Source organism: Clostridium sp. YIM B02569 (assembly GCF_022320765.1).
Taxonomy (GTDB): Bacteria; Bacillota; Clostridia; order Clostridiales; family Clostridiaceae; genus Clostridium; species Clostridium beijerinckii.
This window is the reverse complement of record NZ_JAKJJX010000020.1, coordinates 98,979-116,844: the sequence shown is the minus strand read 5'-3', so window position 1 is coordinate 116,844 and position 17,866 is coordinate 98,979. Positions and strand designations below refer to the sequence as shown.

13 protein-coding genes are annotated in these 17,866 nt (G+C 32.0%); all 13 read right to left on the bottom strand.

Annotated elements, in window-relative coordinates; all coding sequences use genetic code 11:
- Positions 1-262 precede the first annotated feature (262 nt).
- The 13 genes from L3B96_RS18095 to L3B96_RS18035 all read right to left on the bottom strand — a co-directional run bounded on the left by L3B96_RS18095 (position 263) and on the right by L3B96_RS18035 (position 17,496).
- Entirely contained in the window at positions 263-1,420 is a 1,158-nt protein-coding gene (locus L3B96_RS18095; RefSeq protein ID WP_238948249.1) for a hypothetical protein, read from the bottom strand.
- The gene (locus L3B96_RS18090; protein ID WP_017210572.1) at positions 1,407-1,898 is read right to left on the bottom strand and encodes a sigma-70 family RNA polymerase sigma factor; all 492 of its coding nucleotides are present in this window, start codon (positions 1,896-1,898) and stop codon (positions 1,407-1,409) included. The genes L3B96_RS18095 and L3B96_RS18090 overlap by 14 nt, the downstream gene beginning before the upstream one ends.
- A gap of 692 nt (positions 1,899-2,590) precedes the next feature.
- A complete protein-coding gene (locus L3B96_RS18085) occupies positions 2,591-3,757 on the bottom strand; it encodes a stalk domain-containing protein (RefSeq protein ID WP_238948248.1) in 1,167 nt (388 codons plus the stop codon).
- 471 nt (positions 3,758-4,228) lie between these two features.
- Complete coding sequence (locus L3B96_RS18080; protein WP_238948247.1) at positions 4,229-5,485, bottom strand: efflux RND transporter periplasmic adaptor subunit; 1,257 nt, start codon at positions 5,483-5,485, stop codon at positions 4,229-4,231.
- Positions 5,475-8,648 carry an efflux RND transporter permease subunit gene (locus L3B96_RS18075; protein WP_238948246.1) on the bottom strand — a complete coding sequence of 1,058 codons (3,174 nt, stop codon included), beginning with the start codon at positions 8,646-8,648 and terminating at the stop codon, positions 5,475-5,477. Before L3B96_RS18075 ends, L3B96_RS18080 begins: the two co-directional genes overlap by 11 nt.
- 743 nt (positions 8,649-9,391) lie before the next feature.
- A complete protein-coding gene (locus tag L3B96_RS18070; protein ID WP_238948245.1) occupies positions 9,392-9,958 on the bottom strand; it encodes an RDD family protein in 567 nt (188 codons plus the stop codon).
- Positions 9,959-10,003: 45 nt separating this feature from the next.
- Positions 10,004-11,185, bottom strand: coding sequence for an aminotransferase class I/II-fold pyridoxal phosphate-dependent enzyme (locus L3B96_RS18065; protein WP_238948244.1), 1,182 nt, complete (start codon positions 11,183-11,185; stop codon positions 10,004-10,006).
- Complete coding sequence (locus tag L3B96_RS18060) at positions 11,186-12,274, bottom strand: Xaa-Pro peptidase family protein (protein ID WP_238948243.1); 1,089 nt, start codon at positions 12,272-12,274, stop codon at positions 11,186-11,188.
- Between the two features lie 278 nt (positions 12,275-12,552).
- Positions 12,553-13,866: a PTS transporter subunit EIIC gene (locus L3B96_RS18055; RefSeq protein ID WP_238948242.1), complete on the bottom strand. Its 1,314-nt coding sequence runs from the start codon at positions 13,864-13,866 to the stop codon at positions 12,553-12,555.
- A gap of 12 nt (positions 13,867-13,878) precedes the next feature.
- On the bottom strand, positions 13,879-14,217 hold the full coding sequence (locus L3B96_RS18050) for a PTS sugar transporter subunit IIB (protein ID WP_039768523.1): 339 nt from the start codon (positions 14,215-14,217) through the stop codon (positions 13,879-13,881).
- 1 nt (position 14,218) lies between these two features.
- A complete protein-coding gene (locus L3B96_RS18045; protein ID WP_017210580.1) occupies positions 14,219-14,542 on the bottom strand; it encodes a PTS lactose/cellobiose transporter subunit IIA in 324 nt (107 codons plus the stop codon).
- Positions 14,535-15,596: an aminopeptidase gene (gene ypdE / locus L3B96_RS18040; protein ID WP_238948241.1), complete on the bottom strand. Its 1,062-nt coding sequence runs from the start codon at positions 15,594-15,596 to the stop codon at positions 14,535-14,537. The genes L3B96_RS18045 and ypdE overlap by 8 nt, the downstream gene beginning before the upstream one ends.
- Positions 15,589-17,496 carry a PTS sugar transporter subunit IIA gene (locus L3B96_RS18035; protein ID WP_238948240.1) on the bottom strand — a complete coding sequence of 636 codons (1,908 nt, stop codon included), beginning with the start codon at positions 17,494-17,496 and terminating at the stop codon, positions 15,589-15,591. Before L3B96_RS18035 ends, ypdE begins: the two co-directional genes overlap by 8 nt.
- Positions 17,497-17,866: the final 370 nt, after the last annotated feature.

Here is a 17,866-nt window from a genome sequence, read left to right as displayed (position 1 = left end):
ATTAAAAATAGTTTAGGAATCGGCTTTTTTATTTAACTGTAAAATTATTCAAGTAAAAATGCACTATTATAGTAATTATAGCATATTATGTAAATAAAATCCTAATTAAATATTAACGAGAATCAGTTCTGATTTATTTTTTATAAAAATGACAACACTAAATATCTAAAAAAATTAGTGTTGTCCATTACAAAGCAAATTAAAACCATGAAGTATCATTATAAGATACATCATGGTTTTATACTCCTTAAAAATAATGTGGTTACATTATCATATCTAATACTGTTTTTTCATTAATACCATCTTCAGTTGAAATTGAATATGATATATCATCCTTTTTCCATGTTGCTAAGTTATACTCTTCATTTTTGTTTCCCTCAAGAGTTACGTCTATCCCATTTACTTTTACTGTATTCTTAACTTGATAGGTATTATAATCTCCACTTATATTGTCGGTGCTTTTGCCTGCTCTGAAAACCATATTGCTATTATCATTGTTATAATCTACTTGTATCATTTCATTTGATATAACACTTACATTTTCTACTTTAAATCCATTAGGCAATGTTTTTAATGGAATCACTTTCAAATTCAATGCTTTTTCCGCTTCATCTAATGTCTTATATTCTTGACTATAACTTACGTCTTTGTTCATTGCAACTGGTGTACTAGAGACACTATCATCTGTATTATCCCCAGATATTTTATTTTCCTTTACATCTTCTGGAGATGTTTTTTGATCTGTGCTTGTTGGATTTTTATTTTCTTTATTATTAATATCATCGTTATGATTTGTTTTTGAAGAAGTATTCGAATTTTCTATAGCCTTATTATCTTTAGCTTTATTATCATTATTACCTGATGACTGCTTCTTCTTTCCCTCTGATCCTGAGTTAGATTGTGAGCTATCTTTTCTTTCCTGTCCAGCTTTTGAGACATTATTGGTATTTTTGTTCACATGATTACTGCCATTATTATAGTTATTATCATTTTTATTATTATTTCTATTATTTTGATTTACAGCTATCTCTTCTTTATGATCATTATCAGATGCTTCTTTACTATCATTATTATAGATCAATTCACTATCATCACTAGATTTTAAGTCATTATTCTTATCCTCATGATTTTCTTCCACTTCAGTCTGTTCTAAATCATTAGACGAATGTTTGAAGAGCATAGGATAACTTTTAGCTACACTTAAACATATAAGTATTGCACCACAGGCTGCCGCCATTTGCATATTTCTTTTAACATTATATTTCTTTACTTTTGGCATAGTAGTTTCAACTTTTATTTCTTTTTCTTCATTGTTATCATTTTTATTTTCAGCCAAAACATTTTGGAGTATTCTTTTTTTTATATCATCATTCATCACTATTTTATTTAGTTCTTCTTTATATTTCTTACTCAAAATCATACTCCTCCTTCAGCTCTATTTTTAACATATTTCTTCCTCTGCTAAGTAATGATCTTACTGTAGCTTCTTTCTTATTTACTATATTTGATATTTCAACCGTAGTATAGCCTTCATAATAATATAAATGAATAATTTCTCTATATTTCAGTGGAAGTTTCATAACCTGATTTAAAACATTGTTATCTTTATATTCATCATAATAGGGCATATCAGTTAACTCTACATGCTTTTTAAACCATACTGATTTCAACTTATTTTTGCATATATTTCTGGTAACACAAATAAGCCAATGCTTTTTGTGATCGTCGCTTTCAAATATCTCTATATTTTTAAGCAATTGTACAAAAACATCTTGAACAGCATCTTCTGCATCGTATATATTTTTCATATATGAATATGCAAGCCTCAGCAGCATATCTCCATAATGATCTAAATCTTGTGAAATAATTTCATCCGTACGCAATGAAACATCTTTCATTAAAAAACTCATCCTTCCATCCAGTAGCACAACAATGTATTGTAGATATTCAACTTTAAAACTAAATTTATGTGGTAACTTACCGAAATCATAAATATTTTGTTCCGAAAAGCTATGAAAATATCGCCGAAGATTCTAAGGTGTAGATTTCACCATTTTAGCAACTAAATATCTTTATCTAATAAATACCATATGAAACGTTATAGTATTCCTTAAATCTATATTTCAAACTGTTTATCCATAGTCCCAAAATAAACTCTTCCTTATTATTCATGTCTCTACTTATGTTACTTGTTATTTAAATTTCTTTCTAATACAAGTTCTGATTAACTTACTTTATTTAATTATAATTATAATAATATGTAATGAGAATTATTTGCTAGAATATATAATCATAAACTTGGTTAATATGTATCTATATTTTTTTACAAAACCTGTTTTGTACCTCTAGATAGAAACAAGATACATATTTGCTATGGTGTTACTTGAAATTTATCTTAATAAATATCCTTAGATAGAGGTTATCCTAGATATTGCATCTCTAAAACTTGTTTATGAAATATGCATAAATAGATAAAACCTTCTTCTTCGAACATTCCAGTAAAAATTTCATCAATCCATATGAAGAAATATGTATTGAATTTCTATCATTTGAGGCACAAATTAGGTCTTTGTGTTGATTTTCTGTATAACTAAAAAGTACTTTTTACAATATTAATAATATCATCTTGTTTCATACCATCATTTAGTGAAATAGAATATGACATATTATTTACGCTCCAAACTGCAACTTTAATAAGATTGTCATCTCCTTTTACTTTTACATTGATTCCGTTTATATTTACAGTATTATTGATTTTGTAGTTGTTATAATCACCACTTATATCATAAGTTCCTTGTCCCATTCTAAATATGATGTCATTTTGTTTGTTTACATAGCATATTTGAAATAAATCTCTTGATATAGTATTTATATATTTTATATTGTATTTACCTAATAATTCTTTTGGCACTGTAATCTTAAATTTTAATGCTTTTTGTGCTTCGTCTATAGTATCAAATCTCTCAATAGGACTTATTATATCATCTGCATCTTCAGGTTTATTTACTACAGTAGCAGCTGGTTTACCATCCCATTTTCCATTTTCATCTACTTTATATCCATCTGGGGTTACTGTGCCTGCAGCCATTTCTCCATTATTTAATAAATAGTACCAATTGCCATTAGTTTGAGCCCATCCTCTTTGCATTATGCCATTATTATTCATGAAATACCACTTATTATTTATTAATTTCCATCCTACTGCTAACTCCCCATTAGCTGAATAAATCCATTGTCCATCTTTATCTCTTACAAAAAAGCTTCCTACTGTTTTTTGATCACTGAATAGAAAATTATAAAAATTAATTGGAACATACACCATATTATCCTCTATTATAGGTTCTGCACCTAATTCATGCATCATAGTTAATCCTATTGCTTTGCTGCTTGAGTAATAATAACTATCTTGTCCCACATAAACATTTGTCTTAATTGTACCATTATCTAAGCTTATAACTTTATTATCCTTATCTGGCTCAACTTTAAACCCAAGACTCTCTGCCGTAAATTTTAGCGGAACCATAATTTTTCCCTTATATATTGAAACTCCGTTTCTTCCAATTTCAATATTTTTTCCGCATATTGCTACCTTGTTTATATCGACATCCTTAGGTGCATAGTTTGATATTGGAACAGTATCAGAAATAATATTCGCTGGATTAGATTTGTGCCTTGATATATCATCTGTTGCAAATGCTTGAGCTGACATCCCCACAATTGTTACTGCTGTTAATAAACCTATCATTAATTTTTTCATAATCTTATCTTCTCCTTCTAAGCTCGCACAATCTAATATTGTATTTATTTTTATGTGCTTGCATCTTAATTTTTCATTTTAGGCACTTGAAAGAAAATAACAAGTCCAAAATTGCCATGGGTATATCATTCACCAAGAAAGCGGATATCACTCATAGTGGACCGGACATATTAGTGTTATCTGCCTAAAAAGCATGATTGAATATAGATTGGCAGATGGACTAGTTATTTTTTGATTGCCTTTATATTAGTAATACAATCCAACTTAGAGAAGTGTTGCAAAAAAATAAAAATTTTTATAAAAAATCTTAGAATCATAAAAAACATGACTTATGTTTAAAATATAATACAAGAAATTCTCAGTTTACAAACATAAGAAAAGAAATTTATAAGTTTATCCTTATTAATATATCAACATCCTACATAACCTCTTTTCATTTTTATAACTACCTTTGATTAAATTCATATTTTCCTATTGTACTATATTTATCTTTTCTCCATCACTTAATAAATTCTGGCCTTCAGTAATGACATCTATGCCCTCTTGCACTTTGCCTGTTACTTCTGTAAATTTCTCATTTGAAATTCCTGTTTCAACTGATATCTTTTTAACCACGCCATTATCAACTGCATAAAGATAATTTACACCATTCTCCATTTTGATTGTTTCATTTGGAACCATCAGGATGTTGTCCTTATTTTCAGCTGGTAATGATATTTTAGCAAACATACCTGCCTGTATATTGTTATTAGTATTATCAATTTTAACCTTCACAATGTAGAAATTATTTTTAGAACTTGTATTTGGGCTGATATTATCTATTACTCCAACTATTTTTGAATCTGGTAATGTATTTATAGTAACTGGTACAGATAGACCTACTTTAATTTTCTCAAGCATCTTATCAGGAACATTTATTTCTGCACTTAGACTATTATAATCTATAAGAGTAACTGATCCTGATTGCGCACTTGCAAGTTGTCCTACTTCTACAGCTTTTTCTGACACAACTCCAGCTATTGGTGCAGTAACGGTAGCGTTACTTATTTGATTTTGCACGGCACTCACTCCTGCTTGTGCCTGTTCAAGCTGTGCTTCAGCAGCTTTTGTAGCTTGAGGCCCTGACTTGCTCTTTAGTAGCTCTAAGCTATCTTGTGCATTTTTTAAGTCTATAGCTATTGCATCATATTGAGCTTTTGCGTCATCCAAATCCTTTTTAGCTACTGCTTGTGCTGAATACAAAGTTTGTGTTCTGTCATAACTGTCTTTTACACTATTATATTGGATTTGTAACTTTCCTACCAACTGTTCCGCTTGCAATAATTGCTGTGTAAACCCTGAGTCGCTTGTTCTTTCTAAGTTAGCACTAGCTGCACTCACTCCAGCCTCTGCCTGCTCAAGTTGTGCTGCATAATCTGTTGTATCTAAGGTAAATAATGTTTTACCTACACTAACTTTATCTCCAACCTTTACATCTACAGTTGCAACTCTTCCTCCTGCTTTCGGCAAAACCACTACCTCTTTTGCTGGCTTTAGGTTACTTGCATATTCTACACTTGTAGAAATAGTTCCAGTTGCTATTTTTTCCGTTTTTACATTTTTAACCTCTTGTACTACTTCTATGGGTTTCTTTTTAGCAAAGATAGAAATAACTATGACTACAATAATTGCTAAAACTACTCCTCCTATTAAAAGTTTTTTATTTTTCTTTAACCCTTTAAACTTCATAGGTGCTACCTCCTTCTATGGTATGAATTTTCTTCTTTTTAAAAGATACTACCTTTTTTAAATCATCCATTAATGTATAAATAATTGGTAATACAATTGGTGAAAGTATTGTTGATGCAACCATTCCTCCAATGATTACTATAGCCATACTCTTTTTCATCTCAGTTCCTTCACCCATGGATAAAGCAACTGGTAACATAGAAACAATCATGGTAGCACTTGTCATGATTATCGGTCTTAATCTAGTAGCACCAGATTCTATAAGAGCATCTCTTAAATTCATTCCTCTCTTCATAAGGGTATTAGTATAATCTATAAGTAATGTACCATTTTTAGATGCTAATCCTTCTAACATAATTAATCCAATTATGGACATTAAATTTAAAGTCTGTCCAGTTAGAGCAAGTAAACCAAAAGCTCCTATAATAGCACAAGGTAGAGCCATCATTCTTATAAATGGAGTTAAAAAGGACTCATAAAGCACTACTAAAATCATATAAACAAGAGCTAAGGATGCACATAAAGCAAGTCCAAGAGACGAAAAACTTTCCGCCATCTGTTTTTGATTTCCTCCAAAGCTTATACTATATCCATCAGGAACCGAAAGCGCCTTTAGTTTAGCATTAATATCATCGGTAACTTCTCCAAGAACCCTTCCTTGAATATTAGCTTCAACAGTAACCATATCCTGTTTATCTTCTCTAGATATAGAAGGGGCGCTATCTATTTTTTGAATAGAAGCAACTTGACTAAGTGGAATTTGCTGCCCTAAGGAATTTGTAATTTTCAAAGACTTAAGATCTTCAGCACTCTTTATTTGTCCGTTTTCAAATTTAAGGGTTATATCATTTTCCTCATTCTTTGATCTGTATACTCCAACATTGGTTCCTGCAAGAGCCATTCTAACAACACTTCCTATATTTGTAGTAGAAATATTGTACTGAGTAGCCGCAAGGTTATCTATATTTACCCTAAGTTCACTGCTTCTTGAACTTGTAGAATTACTTATATCAGTGATTCCTGGTACTGTGTTTAGTAACTTTTCAACTTCATTGGATAAATCTCTTATAGTATCTGAATCATTTCCTTTTATTTTAATTGATACAGGCTTACCACTACCACCAGACGAAGATGACTCTGCTAAATTTAAATCTACTCCAGACATATTTTTACCAAATCTGCGAATCTCACTTGCAAGTTCACTTTGACTTTTTTTACGTTCATCCTTAGGAACTAGGTTAATGAAAATCTGGGCAATGGATTTATCTGCAGTTGCTTCTCCATCATGTCCAATAAGCGAAAAATAATTTTTTACTTCTTTTGTTCCTTGCAAATATTTTTCTAGTTCGGAGACCTTTTCATCCGTTTGTTTTAAAGTTGATCCCGGTGCAAGCTTCACATTAATTTGAAGAGAACTCTGATCCGCCATAGGTATAAACTCTGACTTTATTGCCCCCATTGGAATAAGCATGACACTAAGCACAACTCCTGCAACAACTATAGCTAAAACTTTTTTCCTGTTATCTAAAGACCATATTAAAGCTTTTCTATAGGTTTCTACTAGTTTTTCAAAAGAGCCTTCTGTTTTAGCATTTATTCTACTGAATTTAGAACTTATTATTTTAATAAATTTAAAATTTATTTTGCTTAAAAATTTAGATTTTTCTTTTTTTACTAACACCTCTTTAAGGCTTTCATTTTTTAATAGCCTTGAAGAAAGCATTGGTGTAATTGTAAAAGATACAATTAGAGAAAACATTGTAGCTGCAACTATTGTAAGTCCAAATTCTCTAAACATCTGCCCAACTAAACCTGACACAAGTGAAACAGGGGCAAATACAACAACGTCGCATAAAGTTATAGCTATTGCTGCCATTCCTACTTCCTTACGTCCTTCAATGGCTGCAGCTATAGGATTTTTCCCCATATCCATATGCCGCTGTATATTTTCTATAACAACTATAGAATCATCCACCAGGGTACCCACAACAAGAGATAAGCCCATCAAAGACAGCATGTTTAAAGTAAAGTGCATCTGATACATCATAAAAAACGTAGCAACCAGCGATGTTGGAATTGCAATTAAAACTACTAGTGAAGAACGGAAACTACGGAAGAATAAATAAAGTACAAATGCAGTAGTTATGATACCTTCTGCAAGATTATGTTTTATTTGAGTAAGTGAAGAATTAATAAACGTAGTAGTATCCATTAAAATATTTACTTCCGTTCCTTTTGGAAGTGTCTTTTTTACATCTTCTAATTCCTTTTTTACAGAATCAGCAACTTCTACTACGTTTGAATCACTTTGCTTTCCTAGCATCATTGCTATAGTCTTATTACCACCAAATCTTGTTACTACGGTAGGATCTGGAACTTCTAAGTCAACTTTTGCAATATCACCAAGGCGAATTGTCACTCCATTACCTGTTGGTATTAATAGATTTCTAACTGCATCAACGCTACTAAACTGCCCAATAATTCTAACAGATTGATCTAAGCCTTCTTGTTTAATCTCTCCAGCTGGTACATTAACGTTGGACGCCTGCAGTGTGCCCATTAAAGTATCAATGTTCACTCCATAATACTCCATAGTTGCTTTATCAATTTTTATCATCAATTGCTTCTTATCAGCACCTAGCAATGAAATATTCCCCACCCCAGGTACTTTTTCTAATCTTTGCTTTAAGATATCAGATTGATTATAAAGTTCCTCATAACTGGCATCCCCATTTATTGAAACTATCATCATAGGTATGGAACTCATATCCATTTTATATAAAATAGGCTTATCTGCGGCTTTAGGAAGTCTTGCAGAGGCAAGTTCAACTGCCTTTTGGACATCTAAATATGCGGTATTTATATTTGCACTCATTTTAAAGGTTATTGTAACAGTACCATAGCCTTCTCCAGAAGTTGAATTTAAAACATCAACACCGCTTATTCCAGAAACTGCATCTTCAATTGGTTTTACAATATCTTTCTTAATATCTTCTGCACTAGCACCATTATAAGTTGTCATTATTGATATAACAGGAATATTCATAGATGGCATTAAATCTGCCCCCATGCTTTTATAACCCATGATTCCAAGTCCAATAAATAAGATTACTGCCATCCACATGGCTGCTGGTCTTTTTACTGATATTTCAGTTATACTCATTTCTCTCCCCCTAACTCTATGTTCATAAAGTGAAACTTTTCATGTGGAGTTTTCTTGGTGCCCCTTTATGGTAAACTCCATCTGAATTTAGTTGAACTTATCCAGGAGCATGCAGCCGTTATCTCACACTTAAGCAGATAAGTGAAAGTCCAAATTTACAATTTGGTCACTTAGTTAACTCATTCATGAGTTAACCTCATCAAAAATTGATTTAGTGTGAATCACTTCCTAATCTGACGCAAGGAAGAGGATCTTCATATATTGGAGAGTATTACGGATGCTAGCTATAAGATAAATTTTTACTCATTATCTCGCTTATTCTCAGTATATCATTTTCTACTAAACTAAGGAATATTTCCCATATATTTAACATGAAAACAGTTATGTTCTAAATAATACTGATTCTTACATGTATGCTGCATGTACCAAAATTAGAATAGCTTTCTTCTTAAATATAAACCTTTAATGTTGTATTTCATATTCCAATACTTTTAATAATTTTGATACTTAATATAAATTATATACATTTTACTGCTAAAAAAAGAGAGCTTACTACACATAAACTCTCATAAATTTATTATATCCTCTGTATCTCCATTTTTAACCTAATATTTCTTTTCCAAGAAGATCTGCTGCCAAGAGTGCATCATATGATGTCCAGATAAGTTCAACTAAGATCCAGCTTGGTATTCCCCCTCACCCGAATCCAGTTTCACTGGATAAAGATGAATAACATAAACATACTAAGCGTTTTCTGATACAACCGTCGTTCCTGAAATATAATCATGAATAGCTCTATGTGATAGTGTACTTAAAACCAAAATTCCAGATACAATTGTTAAAATTCTTCCTGCTATTCCAAGATAGTATTCAAAATAAAAACCGGTCACAAGAGTAAGTAGCTGTATTAAATAACTTGTTATAACAATTGCAGCTCCCTCTATCACCATGATCCCTACAATTTGTCTTATTAAAAGGGTTTTTAAATCTACTTCTGAATAATCCGTTTTTACGATTTTAATCTTAACCAAATGCTTTCCAATTGTCTGACCATGGTACTTTTTATAAGGTATATATACATAATAAATTAGAGCTGCAATAAAACATAGGCCACCAGCTAAATATGCCCATCCGTTTGAATATCCCAGACTTGCAAACACATAGAGATTGCTAAACATATCTCCTTTCTTTGTCACCGCGCTATAAATTAAGACCGCAGGGAATCCTGAGATAATTCCTCCCAAACACCAATCTATGATGTAAGCCAGTAGCCGTTTTGATATGCTCACATTAGACGGCTTCCTATCCACCCATGATGTTACTTTTCTCCATGATTTATGCATAAAACATTCCTCCTATTTTGAATACAAATAATCCATGGCTTTTTTAAATCGCTTTAACCCATCTTCAACCTTTGAGCGACTACATCCTAAATTCATCCTCAAATATTTCGCACCATTCTTCCCATAGGTCTCGCCCTTCATAATAGCAACTCCGCCCACATTTACTAGCGCATCCTGAATCTGTTCAGATGTGAATGGAACTCCCCTTCCGTCTATCCATGCCAAATAAGTGGCATCTGGCTTTTTAAATTTGAAGTCCATAAGCTCACTCTTAATAAAGTCCTCCATCAGCTTCATATTACCACGAATATAGTCATTTAACTCATCGATATAATCATCGCATTGCATATACCCTACCATTGTGGCATACATTCCAAATATACTTGCAGAATTCAAAAAATCTCTCTTCCTAGTATGATATAAAAAATCATTTCTCACCGTCTCATTTGGTATCATCACATATGAACCAATCAAACCAGGGGTATTAAATATTTTACTGGAAGAAGATGCTGTATATAACTCATCATAATCATGGATATAGGATAAAAGTGGTATTTGTTTCTTTTCCCCAACCTGTATATCCATATGTATCTCATCCGAAATTATCTTTGTATTATATTTTTTACACAATGATACCATGCGTTTCATATCATCTTGTGACCATATCATACCTGTAGGATTATGTGGAGAGCATAAAAGGAATATTCTGCAGTCCTGTACCTGTTTTTCAAATAGGTCAAAATCAATTTCAAACGAACCGTCTTTATGAGTTAAATCATTTGATACCAATATACGGTCATTATCCTCTATGACTGTAAAAAATGAATCATACATAGGATTAAATGTCAAAATCTTATCATTTGGAGAACTTAGCAGCCTGATTAATAATGATACAGAATACATAACGCTTGTACTATATAAAATCCAATCTTCTTCAATGGATGTATTAAATCTTCTCTTATAATGCTCTGTTATAGAAGATTTGAAATCATGATGATTCCACCTGGTATATCCATATATCTGATGGTTGGCAACTTGAAGAATTTTTTCAGTAATTGGTTTTGGAGTAATAAAATCGGTATCTGAAATTGAAAATGGTATTAAATCTTTCTTATGAAAGCGATCTTCAATATAATCCCATTGTGTAGAATAAGTTCCCAAGCGATTATGAACCTCATCAAAATTATATTTCATTTATTTCACCTCCAAAATTATATAATCCTTTGTAGTTTTATTTAGTGGAACACCTCTGCCATCAATGATAACCACATCATCTTCAATACGAACGCCCCCGATATTCGGTACATAGATTCCAGGCTCACAGGACATCATCATATGTTCCTTTAAAATGGTCTTACTTGTAGAATTCAAAATTGGCAATTCACAGCCATCACCGATTCCAAGGCCGTGACCCAGGCCATGATTGAAATACTGCCCATATCCATTTTTCTCAATAACATCCCTGGCAGCCTTATCCACATCACTTGCAATAACTCCTGCATTAATAGCGTTCAATCCTACCAGCTGTGCTTTCAAAACTATATCGTAAATTTCTTTAATCTTAGGTTCAGGCTCTCCTAGAAAGCACATGCGCGTCATATCTGACTGATAATTTTTATATTGAATCCCAAAATCAATCATAATTGGCTCATGAGCCTTGACTCTGCGACCAGTTGGCCTGCCATGTGGAAAAGCGGTCCTTTCCCCAGTTGTTACAATTGTATCAAAAGACATTTGCTGCGCTCCTTGCACAATTGAATAATATTGGACCAAAGCGCTTATTTCATACTCTGTCATTCCTACATGTATATTGCCAAGCACTTTTTTATAAATATCGTCTGTGATATCAACTGCCTCTTGCATGATATCTATTTCTTCCTGCTGTTTAACAATACGTAAATCAGCTATTTCTTCATCTAACAAAATAATCTGAACGCCAATCTTTTCAACATCTCTGTATTCTTTAACTAACATCTGAGAAGCTTCAACCCCTAAATTTCGGCAATGTTCTTTTTTCAATATATCTTGAACTGCCGCTAGATAATTACATCCCATTTCATGAGGTGAGTGAAGAATAATTTCAAGATCATGTTCTTTTTCTTTAGCCTCAGTCAGATATCTCCCATCTAATATAAGGAAACCTTTATTTTGAGTGATTAAGACATTGCATCCGCTGCCTGTCATAGTTGATAACCATTTTTTCATGGTTTTACTTTTAATAAGAAGAGCATCAATATTATTATGATGCATAAACTCATGTATTTTTTCTATTCTTTTAGGCATATTATCACCATCCTTAAAAATGAGGAGCTGTCACATTAAGAAATTTAACTACGATATGTTGTCTTAAGATTTAAAAATCCAATACAATATATCGTGACTTTAGGCACATGAAAATAAATAACAAGTCTAAAGTTGCTGTGAATATTTTTCATCAGACAAGGAGATAAATTGGTCTCATAGTGGGCCTATTAGGACAATTTGACGACGCAGTATGATGGAAAATAGGCTATGTTATTTTTTTAATTGTGCCTTATTCTTTGTGCTACAGCTCCTTCTTTTTAGAAATCCAAATCGAGATCCTTTAAGATTTCTTCATCTTCTTTAGACATGTTATTCTTATCATTTTCCTTTTGTCGATAACGTTTTTCGTATATCTTAAAAAATGGATACCATACAACAAGTGATAGGACTAATTGAATTCCATTTGCAACAATGGACATTGGATCCATATTAGTAAGATATCCTTCTAAGAAAACACCCACATAAGGAGGTGTAAAGAATGAACAGCTTAACATTCCAAATTTCATCATCCAACCAGGGATAGTTCCTATAATTCCACCGCAAATAACGTATGGAATAAAAAATATAGGATTTAATACAATTGGAGCACCAAATAGTATTGGTTCGTTTATTCCAAATAATGCAGGAATTAATGCGACACGTCCTATCTGCTTTAAGGCCTTTGATTTAGATAATAAGCACCAGAATACTAGACCAAATGTTATACCTGTTCCTGTAAAGTTACCAAATGCAGACTCTGGACCTGGGGCGAAGAAATGAGTCATGGCTAATCCAGCTTTATAGTTAGCTATATTTTCTGCTAGGAACTGAGTAGAAATTGGAGTTGTTATTGGACTCAATACAGAAGGATGAATTCCAAAGAAAAATAATAAACATTGCAATATCTTTAAGAATGTATAAGACAACGGATTGTCCATAGACCCTACTAATGGTGCAAATATGCTTGTAAAAATTAATGGAGGCATAATATTAAACACATTCACACACACAATACGTATAATTAAGAAGAAACCAATAATAATAATTGATATTGGAATCATTTCAAAAGATCTTGAAACAAAATCTGGTACTGAATCAGGCATTTTAATTGTGAATTTCTTCTTTTTACACCAGCGATATAATTCCACTGCAATAATTGCTGCAAACATCGCTGCAAACAGACCTTTTGGTCCTAAATATTTAGTTATAATCCCACCATCTTTTGTATAATCAACAGTCATCATAAGGAAAGAAATAACCGCCATACTGATACACCCTGGTACATCCAGCTTGTAGGAATTGGCAAGATGATAGGCCATAAAAGCTGTAGCGTATAAGGCCATCAGTGCCATACCTACGTTGTAAGGAATATAAATAATATCAAGATTAGCTAATATCCATTGAGATATTGGATTATTCTCACCAATCATATTAGGGATGGCTTCTGGAATCAAACAAAAACTACCAATAATTAACAAAGGCATTAAAGCTACCATGGCTTTTTTAATGGCACTTAAATGAATTTCTTTATCCATCTTGTTAGCAAGTGGCGCTAAGTACTTGCTCATAAAAGCTTCAAACTTGTTAAACATTATTCACCCTCCTTACTTTATTTTTTTCATATCAGCTTTTTTACGTTCTATAAGAACTTTTTTTAATACTGTTGCTCCATCCATCTTGCCATAAGTCTCCTTATCTACAACAACATAAGGAATCTCATGTGGATCAATAATTGATTTAATATAATCAAGCTTATGTGCAATTTGTGGTCCTACAACAACCGCATCACAACCTTCTACTTCACTTTCAAGAATATCTACAGGGATTGCAATGAATTTAAAATCCTCCTCTTTAAGTTTTTCACTTTTTTTAATGGTATTTTTCATACTGTCCATAAGCATAGTCGTTGAAAAGCCTCCTGCGCAACATAATACAATCTTCATTTTACTTTTCCTCCCTTTCTTCAAATACATTTATTAACGCCTCAATTAGATCTCTAGCTAATTGAGCTGTCATGTAATGGTCTTGTGCATGTACCATTAATAACCCAACTTCAGGTTTATTTTCGCTATTTGACAATTCAGCAGTTATAATCTTTGTTTGAATTTGATGAGCAGCCAAATCTGCCTCTCTGGCTTCATTTAATAATTTACGAGCCTCATCATACTCTTTCGTCTTTACCTTTTTTAATGCTTCAAAAGATTTCACCTTACTTTCACCAGCGGAAGAAATCATCTCCATAATAATGCTTTGTTCTACTTCAGTCATTTTCATATCCTCCTAAAAAATCTATAAATTTTTCGTAATCTTTACGTTTTAAACGATAACATAGCTCATAGACAAGTTTAATTAAATTTTCCAAATCATCACTATGGACAAAAGAATATGCACCATGGCAATATCGTAGTGGTATTCCTAAGACCAATGATAGTTTTCCTCCTCGATCTAAATGTGCATTTCCAGCATCAGTTCCTCCCCCGCTAAACATATCGCATTGATATGGAATTCCTTTTTCATCCGCCATATTCATAACATACCTTAGGAGTTTTATATTAGGAGACATAGTCTTATCATAATGCACAATCATTGGTCCCTTTCCAATAAGGCGATGATTTGTATAATTTTTTGTAAGTTCAGGATTGTTTGCTACATCTAAAGCAAATACTATGTCTGGATTTATTATATAAGCTGAAGTTTTCCCTCCCCTGGTTCCGACTTCCTCACTGCTTGTTCCAACAAAATAGATATCGTTTTCCAAATCATCTTTCATCCTCTTCATGGCCTCGGCAATAACATAGCAGCCTGTCCTGTCATCCATTGCTTTTCCCATATAAACCTTTTCATTTGATAATTGTCTTGCTTCACTTGCGAAGCAGACCATATTGCCTATCTCTACACCCAGTGATTTAACCTCATCAAAAGTGTCACATCCAATGTCAACGTACATATCTTTTATATTTCCTTCACTATCTTTCGTAACATTTAACAGTCCCTCTATTTTTTTACCAGTAAAGGTTGTTAGTCTAACTAACTGCATTTCTTTGCTTTTATCCTGCACCCTGCCGACAGCTATAAGATAAATAAACCCGATATCAGAAATACTGCGAACCATAAAGCCCACTTCATCCATATGGGCGCAGAACATAATTTTCAGTGGATTCTCACCTTTCCCTTTTTTATGAAATATAATGCTTCCAATATTATCACAAAAAACCTCATCACTATATTTTGTAAGTTCCTTGTATAAAATCTCTCTGACTTCATTTTCATTTGAAGCTATACTGTCCGCATCACTTAGTGCTTTCAATAAAATATCATTCATAATTAACACCTCCCATCTCTTTCATCACTGCCATAAGCTCTTCAAAAGATTTAACACGAATAACTCTTTCTAAGTATTTTGGCTCCTGCATAAGCTGATATAACTTTTTAGTAATGTCTTTATAGACCTCAACCTGTTCCTTTTTTAAACAAATCATAAAAATGATCCTTACTTCTTTTTCCAGCCACATAAAGGGCTTTTTTAATATACTGACTGATATTGCATTTCTTAAGGCATCTGTTTCAATAGGATGAGGTATGCATACGCCATTTAAATAAATGGTACTTATGAATGCCTCTCTTTCCATAACTAAGTCTGCATATCCTTCCTTGCCATATCCTTTCTTTTCAAGCTCTTCTGCCATATTTCTAATGAGATGTTCATAGTTATCTTCTTCTGTTATATTGAAAAATTCCTTTGAGAAATAGGAATAGTATATTGGATTTTCATTAATCAATGTATATGGATCATAATCATCGCACTCGATAATCTGCCTAATTCTATATAGATCTTTGTCATCCAAAAGCTCTTTTATATAAATGATAGGTATGTGGGCATCATAAGATATTGGTATAACTGTAAAAATAATATCGGGTTTATAGCTGATCATCTCATCCTGCTGCAAAAAAGAGAAGGTTTTGACTTCTGACTTTGGGAATACGGATTCAAGCTGCATTTTAATCATATATGCGCTTCCACCGCCAGAAGAGCATACTACGCAGATTTTATTGTAAGATTGAAGCTTTAGCTGTTTCTCCTTTACCATATGTGCTGCAAAATGCATAGCTACAAAACCTATTTCATCAAAGGTAAATTCTACATTATACTTTTCATGGAGAATATCACAAAATTGTATTGCTATATTAAATATCATGGGATATGTGATACTTAGCTCATTTGCCAGAGCATTTTTATATGAAATTTTATTGTGAAGCCTGTCTACTAATAAGGATATATGCGAAAGTAAAAGCCGTTTCAAGTCCTGATCTTCAAAAAAATGAGTATCATAAGTTTCATCTGTTTTTTTCAAAAAAACTTCTATATCATCAATCAAATTGTCAGTGAAAGAAACATAGGTATCTTTCCTATGGATATTTTTCTGCATAACTTCTATCAATTCCTCAACGCTATCCTTATCAAAGCATACCTTATATTTCTTTTCCATTATATGAATTAATGATTCAACAATTTTTTCAATAGGATTAGATTCATGAAATTCATAATCTTGGACAGGCTGCTTATTTCCTTTTAGTGAAATATATACCATGGACTTTAGATAAACTATCATATTTAATAGCTCATTATAATTAATATTTAATTTTTCTTTGTTCATCTGTCTTATCAATTGAGACTCAACATGTGAAAAGTCAATTACAACACCGTCAACTGCCATTCTAACAAATACGTTTTTAGTTTGATATTCCTGGCATAAGTATTTTTTAAGATTTCTATCTGAAGAAACTATTCTTATTCCATGATGACTCTTTTTTTCCAAAGCCAGATAATAACCTTTAGCTAGTTCCTCTACCTCTTTAATGTCATGCTTGATCAATGTTTTAGAAACTTGAAAAGTGTCTGCAACTTTATCCATTGAAATGTATTCATCTTGGACTGATAAAAATGCCAGTACTTGAGATGGCCTTTCTTTTATCTTAAAAACAATGTTTTCATCTAAAGTTTTAAGAAATTTCCCGAATAATTCATCGTCCTTAATCTCTAATAAATATCCCACACCCCTTTTGGTATGTATTTCAAATCCTTTACTAGCTGAAATTCTCATGAGATATGAAATGTCACTTTGAATTGTTCTTTTAGATACTTTGTATTTGTGAATAAAATATTCAATTGAACAGTAATCTTCATTGTCTATGAAATCACTCATTATCTGACTAAATCTCATTTGAACTACACTCTCCTATCCCCTATGTTTTAATTATATAAAAATAATCTTTTCTATAAAAGGAGAACTTTTGCATCTAAAAATGCAATAATCTTCCTAATATATAGCCAACTCACAATAAAATACTTCTCTAAATATCAATCATTATTCAAAATACTGTCCTCTCTACTATTGTATCTCTAAGGGACATTTTATGAAAATCAAAAGTAATTTCATAAAAATCATACTTTGAATAACTATTCTCTCTTTTTCTTACTTCATTCAATAAAATTAAATTATCTAATGCAATAATTCCTCAATTGTCATTTCCCCAAATCTGTCTCTACTAATTCTAATAATATAAAGCCTTCTGGTTTTTATTTAAAGCTAT

What these genes read in the sequence shown, in the direction of transcription:
- ypdE (WP_238948241.1), bottom strand. Translation starts at nt 15,596, where the DNA reads ATGAATGATATTTTATTGAAAGCACTAAGTGATGCGGACAGTATAGCT.
- L3B96_RS18065 (WP_238948244.1), bottom strand. Translation starts at nt 11,185, where the DNA reads ATGAAATATAATTTTGATGAGGTTCATAATCGCTTGGGAACTTATTCT.
- L3B96_RS18035 (WP_238948240.1), bottom strand. Translation starts at nt 17,496, where the DNA reads ATGAGATTTAGTCAGATAATGAGTGATTTCATAGACAATGAAGATTAC.
- L3B96_RS18095 (WP_238948249.1), bottom strand. Translation starts at nt 1,420, where the DNA reads ATGATTTTGAGTAAGAAATATAAAGAAGAACTAAATAAAATAGTGATG.
- L3B96_RS18050 (WP_039768523.1), bottom strand. Translation starts at nt 14,217, where the DNA reads ATGAAGATTGTATTATGTTGCGCAGGAGGCTTTTCAACGACTATGCTT.
- L3B96_RS18085 (WP_238948248.1), bottom strand. Translation starts at nt 3,757, where the DNA reads ATGAAAAAATTAATGATAGGTTTATTAACAGCAGTAACAATTGTGGGG.
- L3B96_RS18080 (WP_238948247.1), bottom strand. Translation starts at nt 5,485, where the DNA reads ATGAAGTTTAAAGGGTTAAAGAAAAATAAAAAACTTTTAATAGGAGGA.
- L3B96_RS18090 (WP_017210572.1), bottom strand. Translation starts at nt 1,898, where the DNA reads ATGAAAGATGTTTCATTGCGTACGGATGAAATTATTTCACAAGATTTA.
- L3B96_RS18060 (WP_238948243.1), bottom strand. Translation starts at nt 12,274, where the DNA reads ATGCCTAAAAGAATAGAAAAAATACATGAGTTTATGCATCATAATAAT.
- L3B96_RS18045 (WP_017210580.1), bottom strand. Translation starts at nt 14,542, where the DNA reads ATGACTGAAGTAGAACAAAGCATTATTATGGAGATGATTTCTTCCGCT.
- L3B96_RS18075 (WP_238948246.1), bottom strand. Translation starts at nt 8,648, where the DNA reads ATGAGTATAACTGAAATATCAGTAAAAAGACCAGCAGCCATGTGGATG.
- L3B96_RS18055 (WP_238948242.1), bottom strand. Translation starts at nt 13,866, where the DNA reads ATGTTTAACAAGTTTGAAGCTTTTATGAGCAAGTACTTAGCGCCACTT.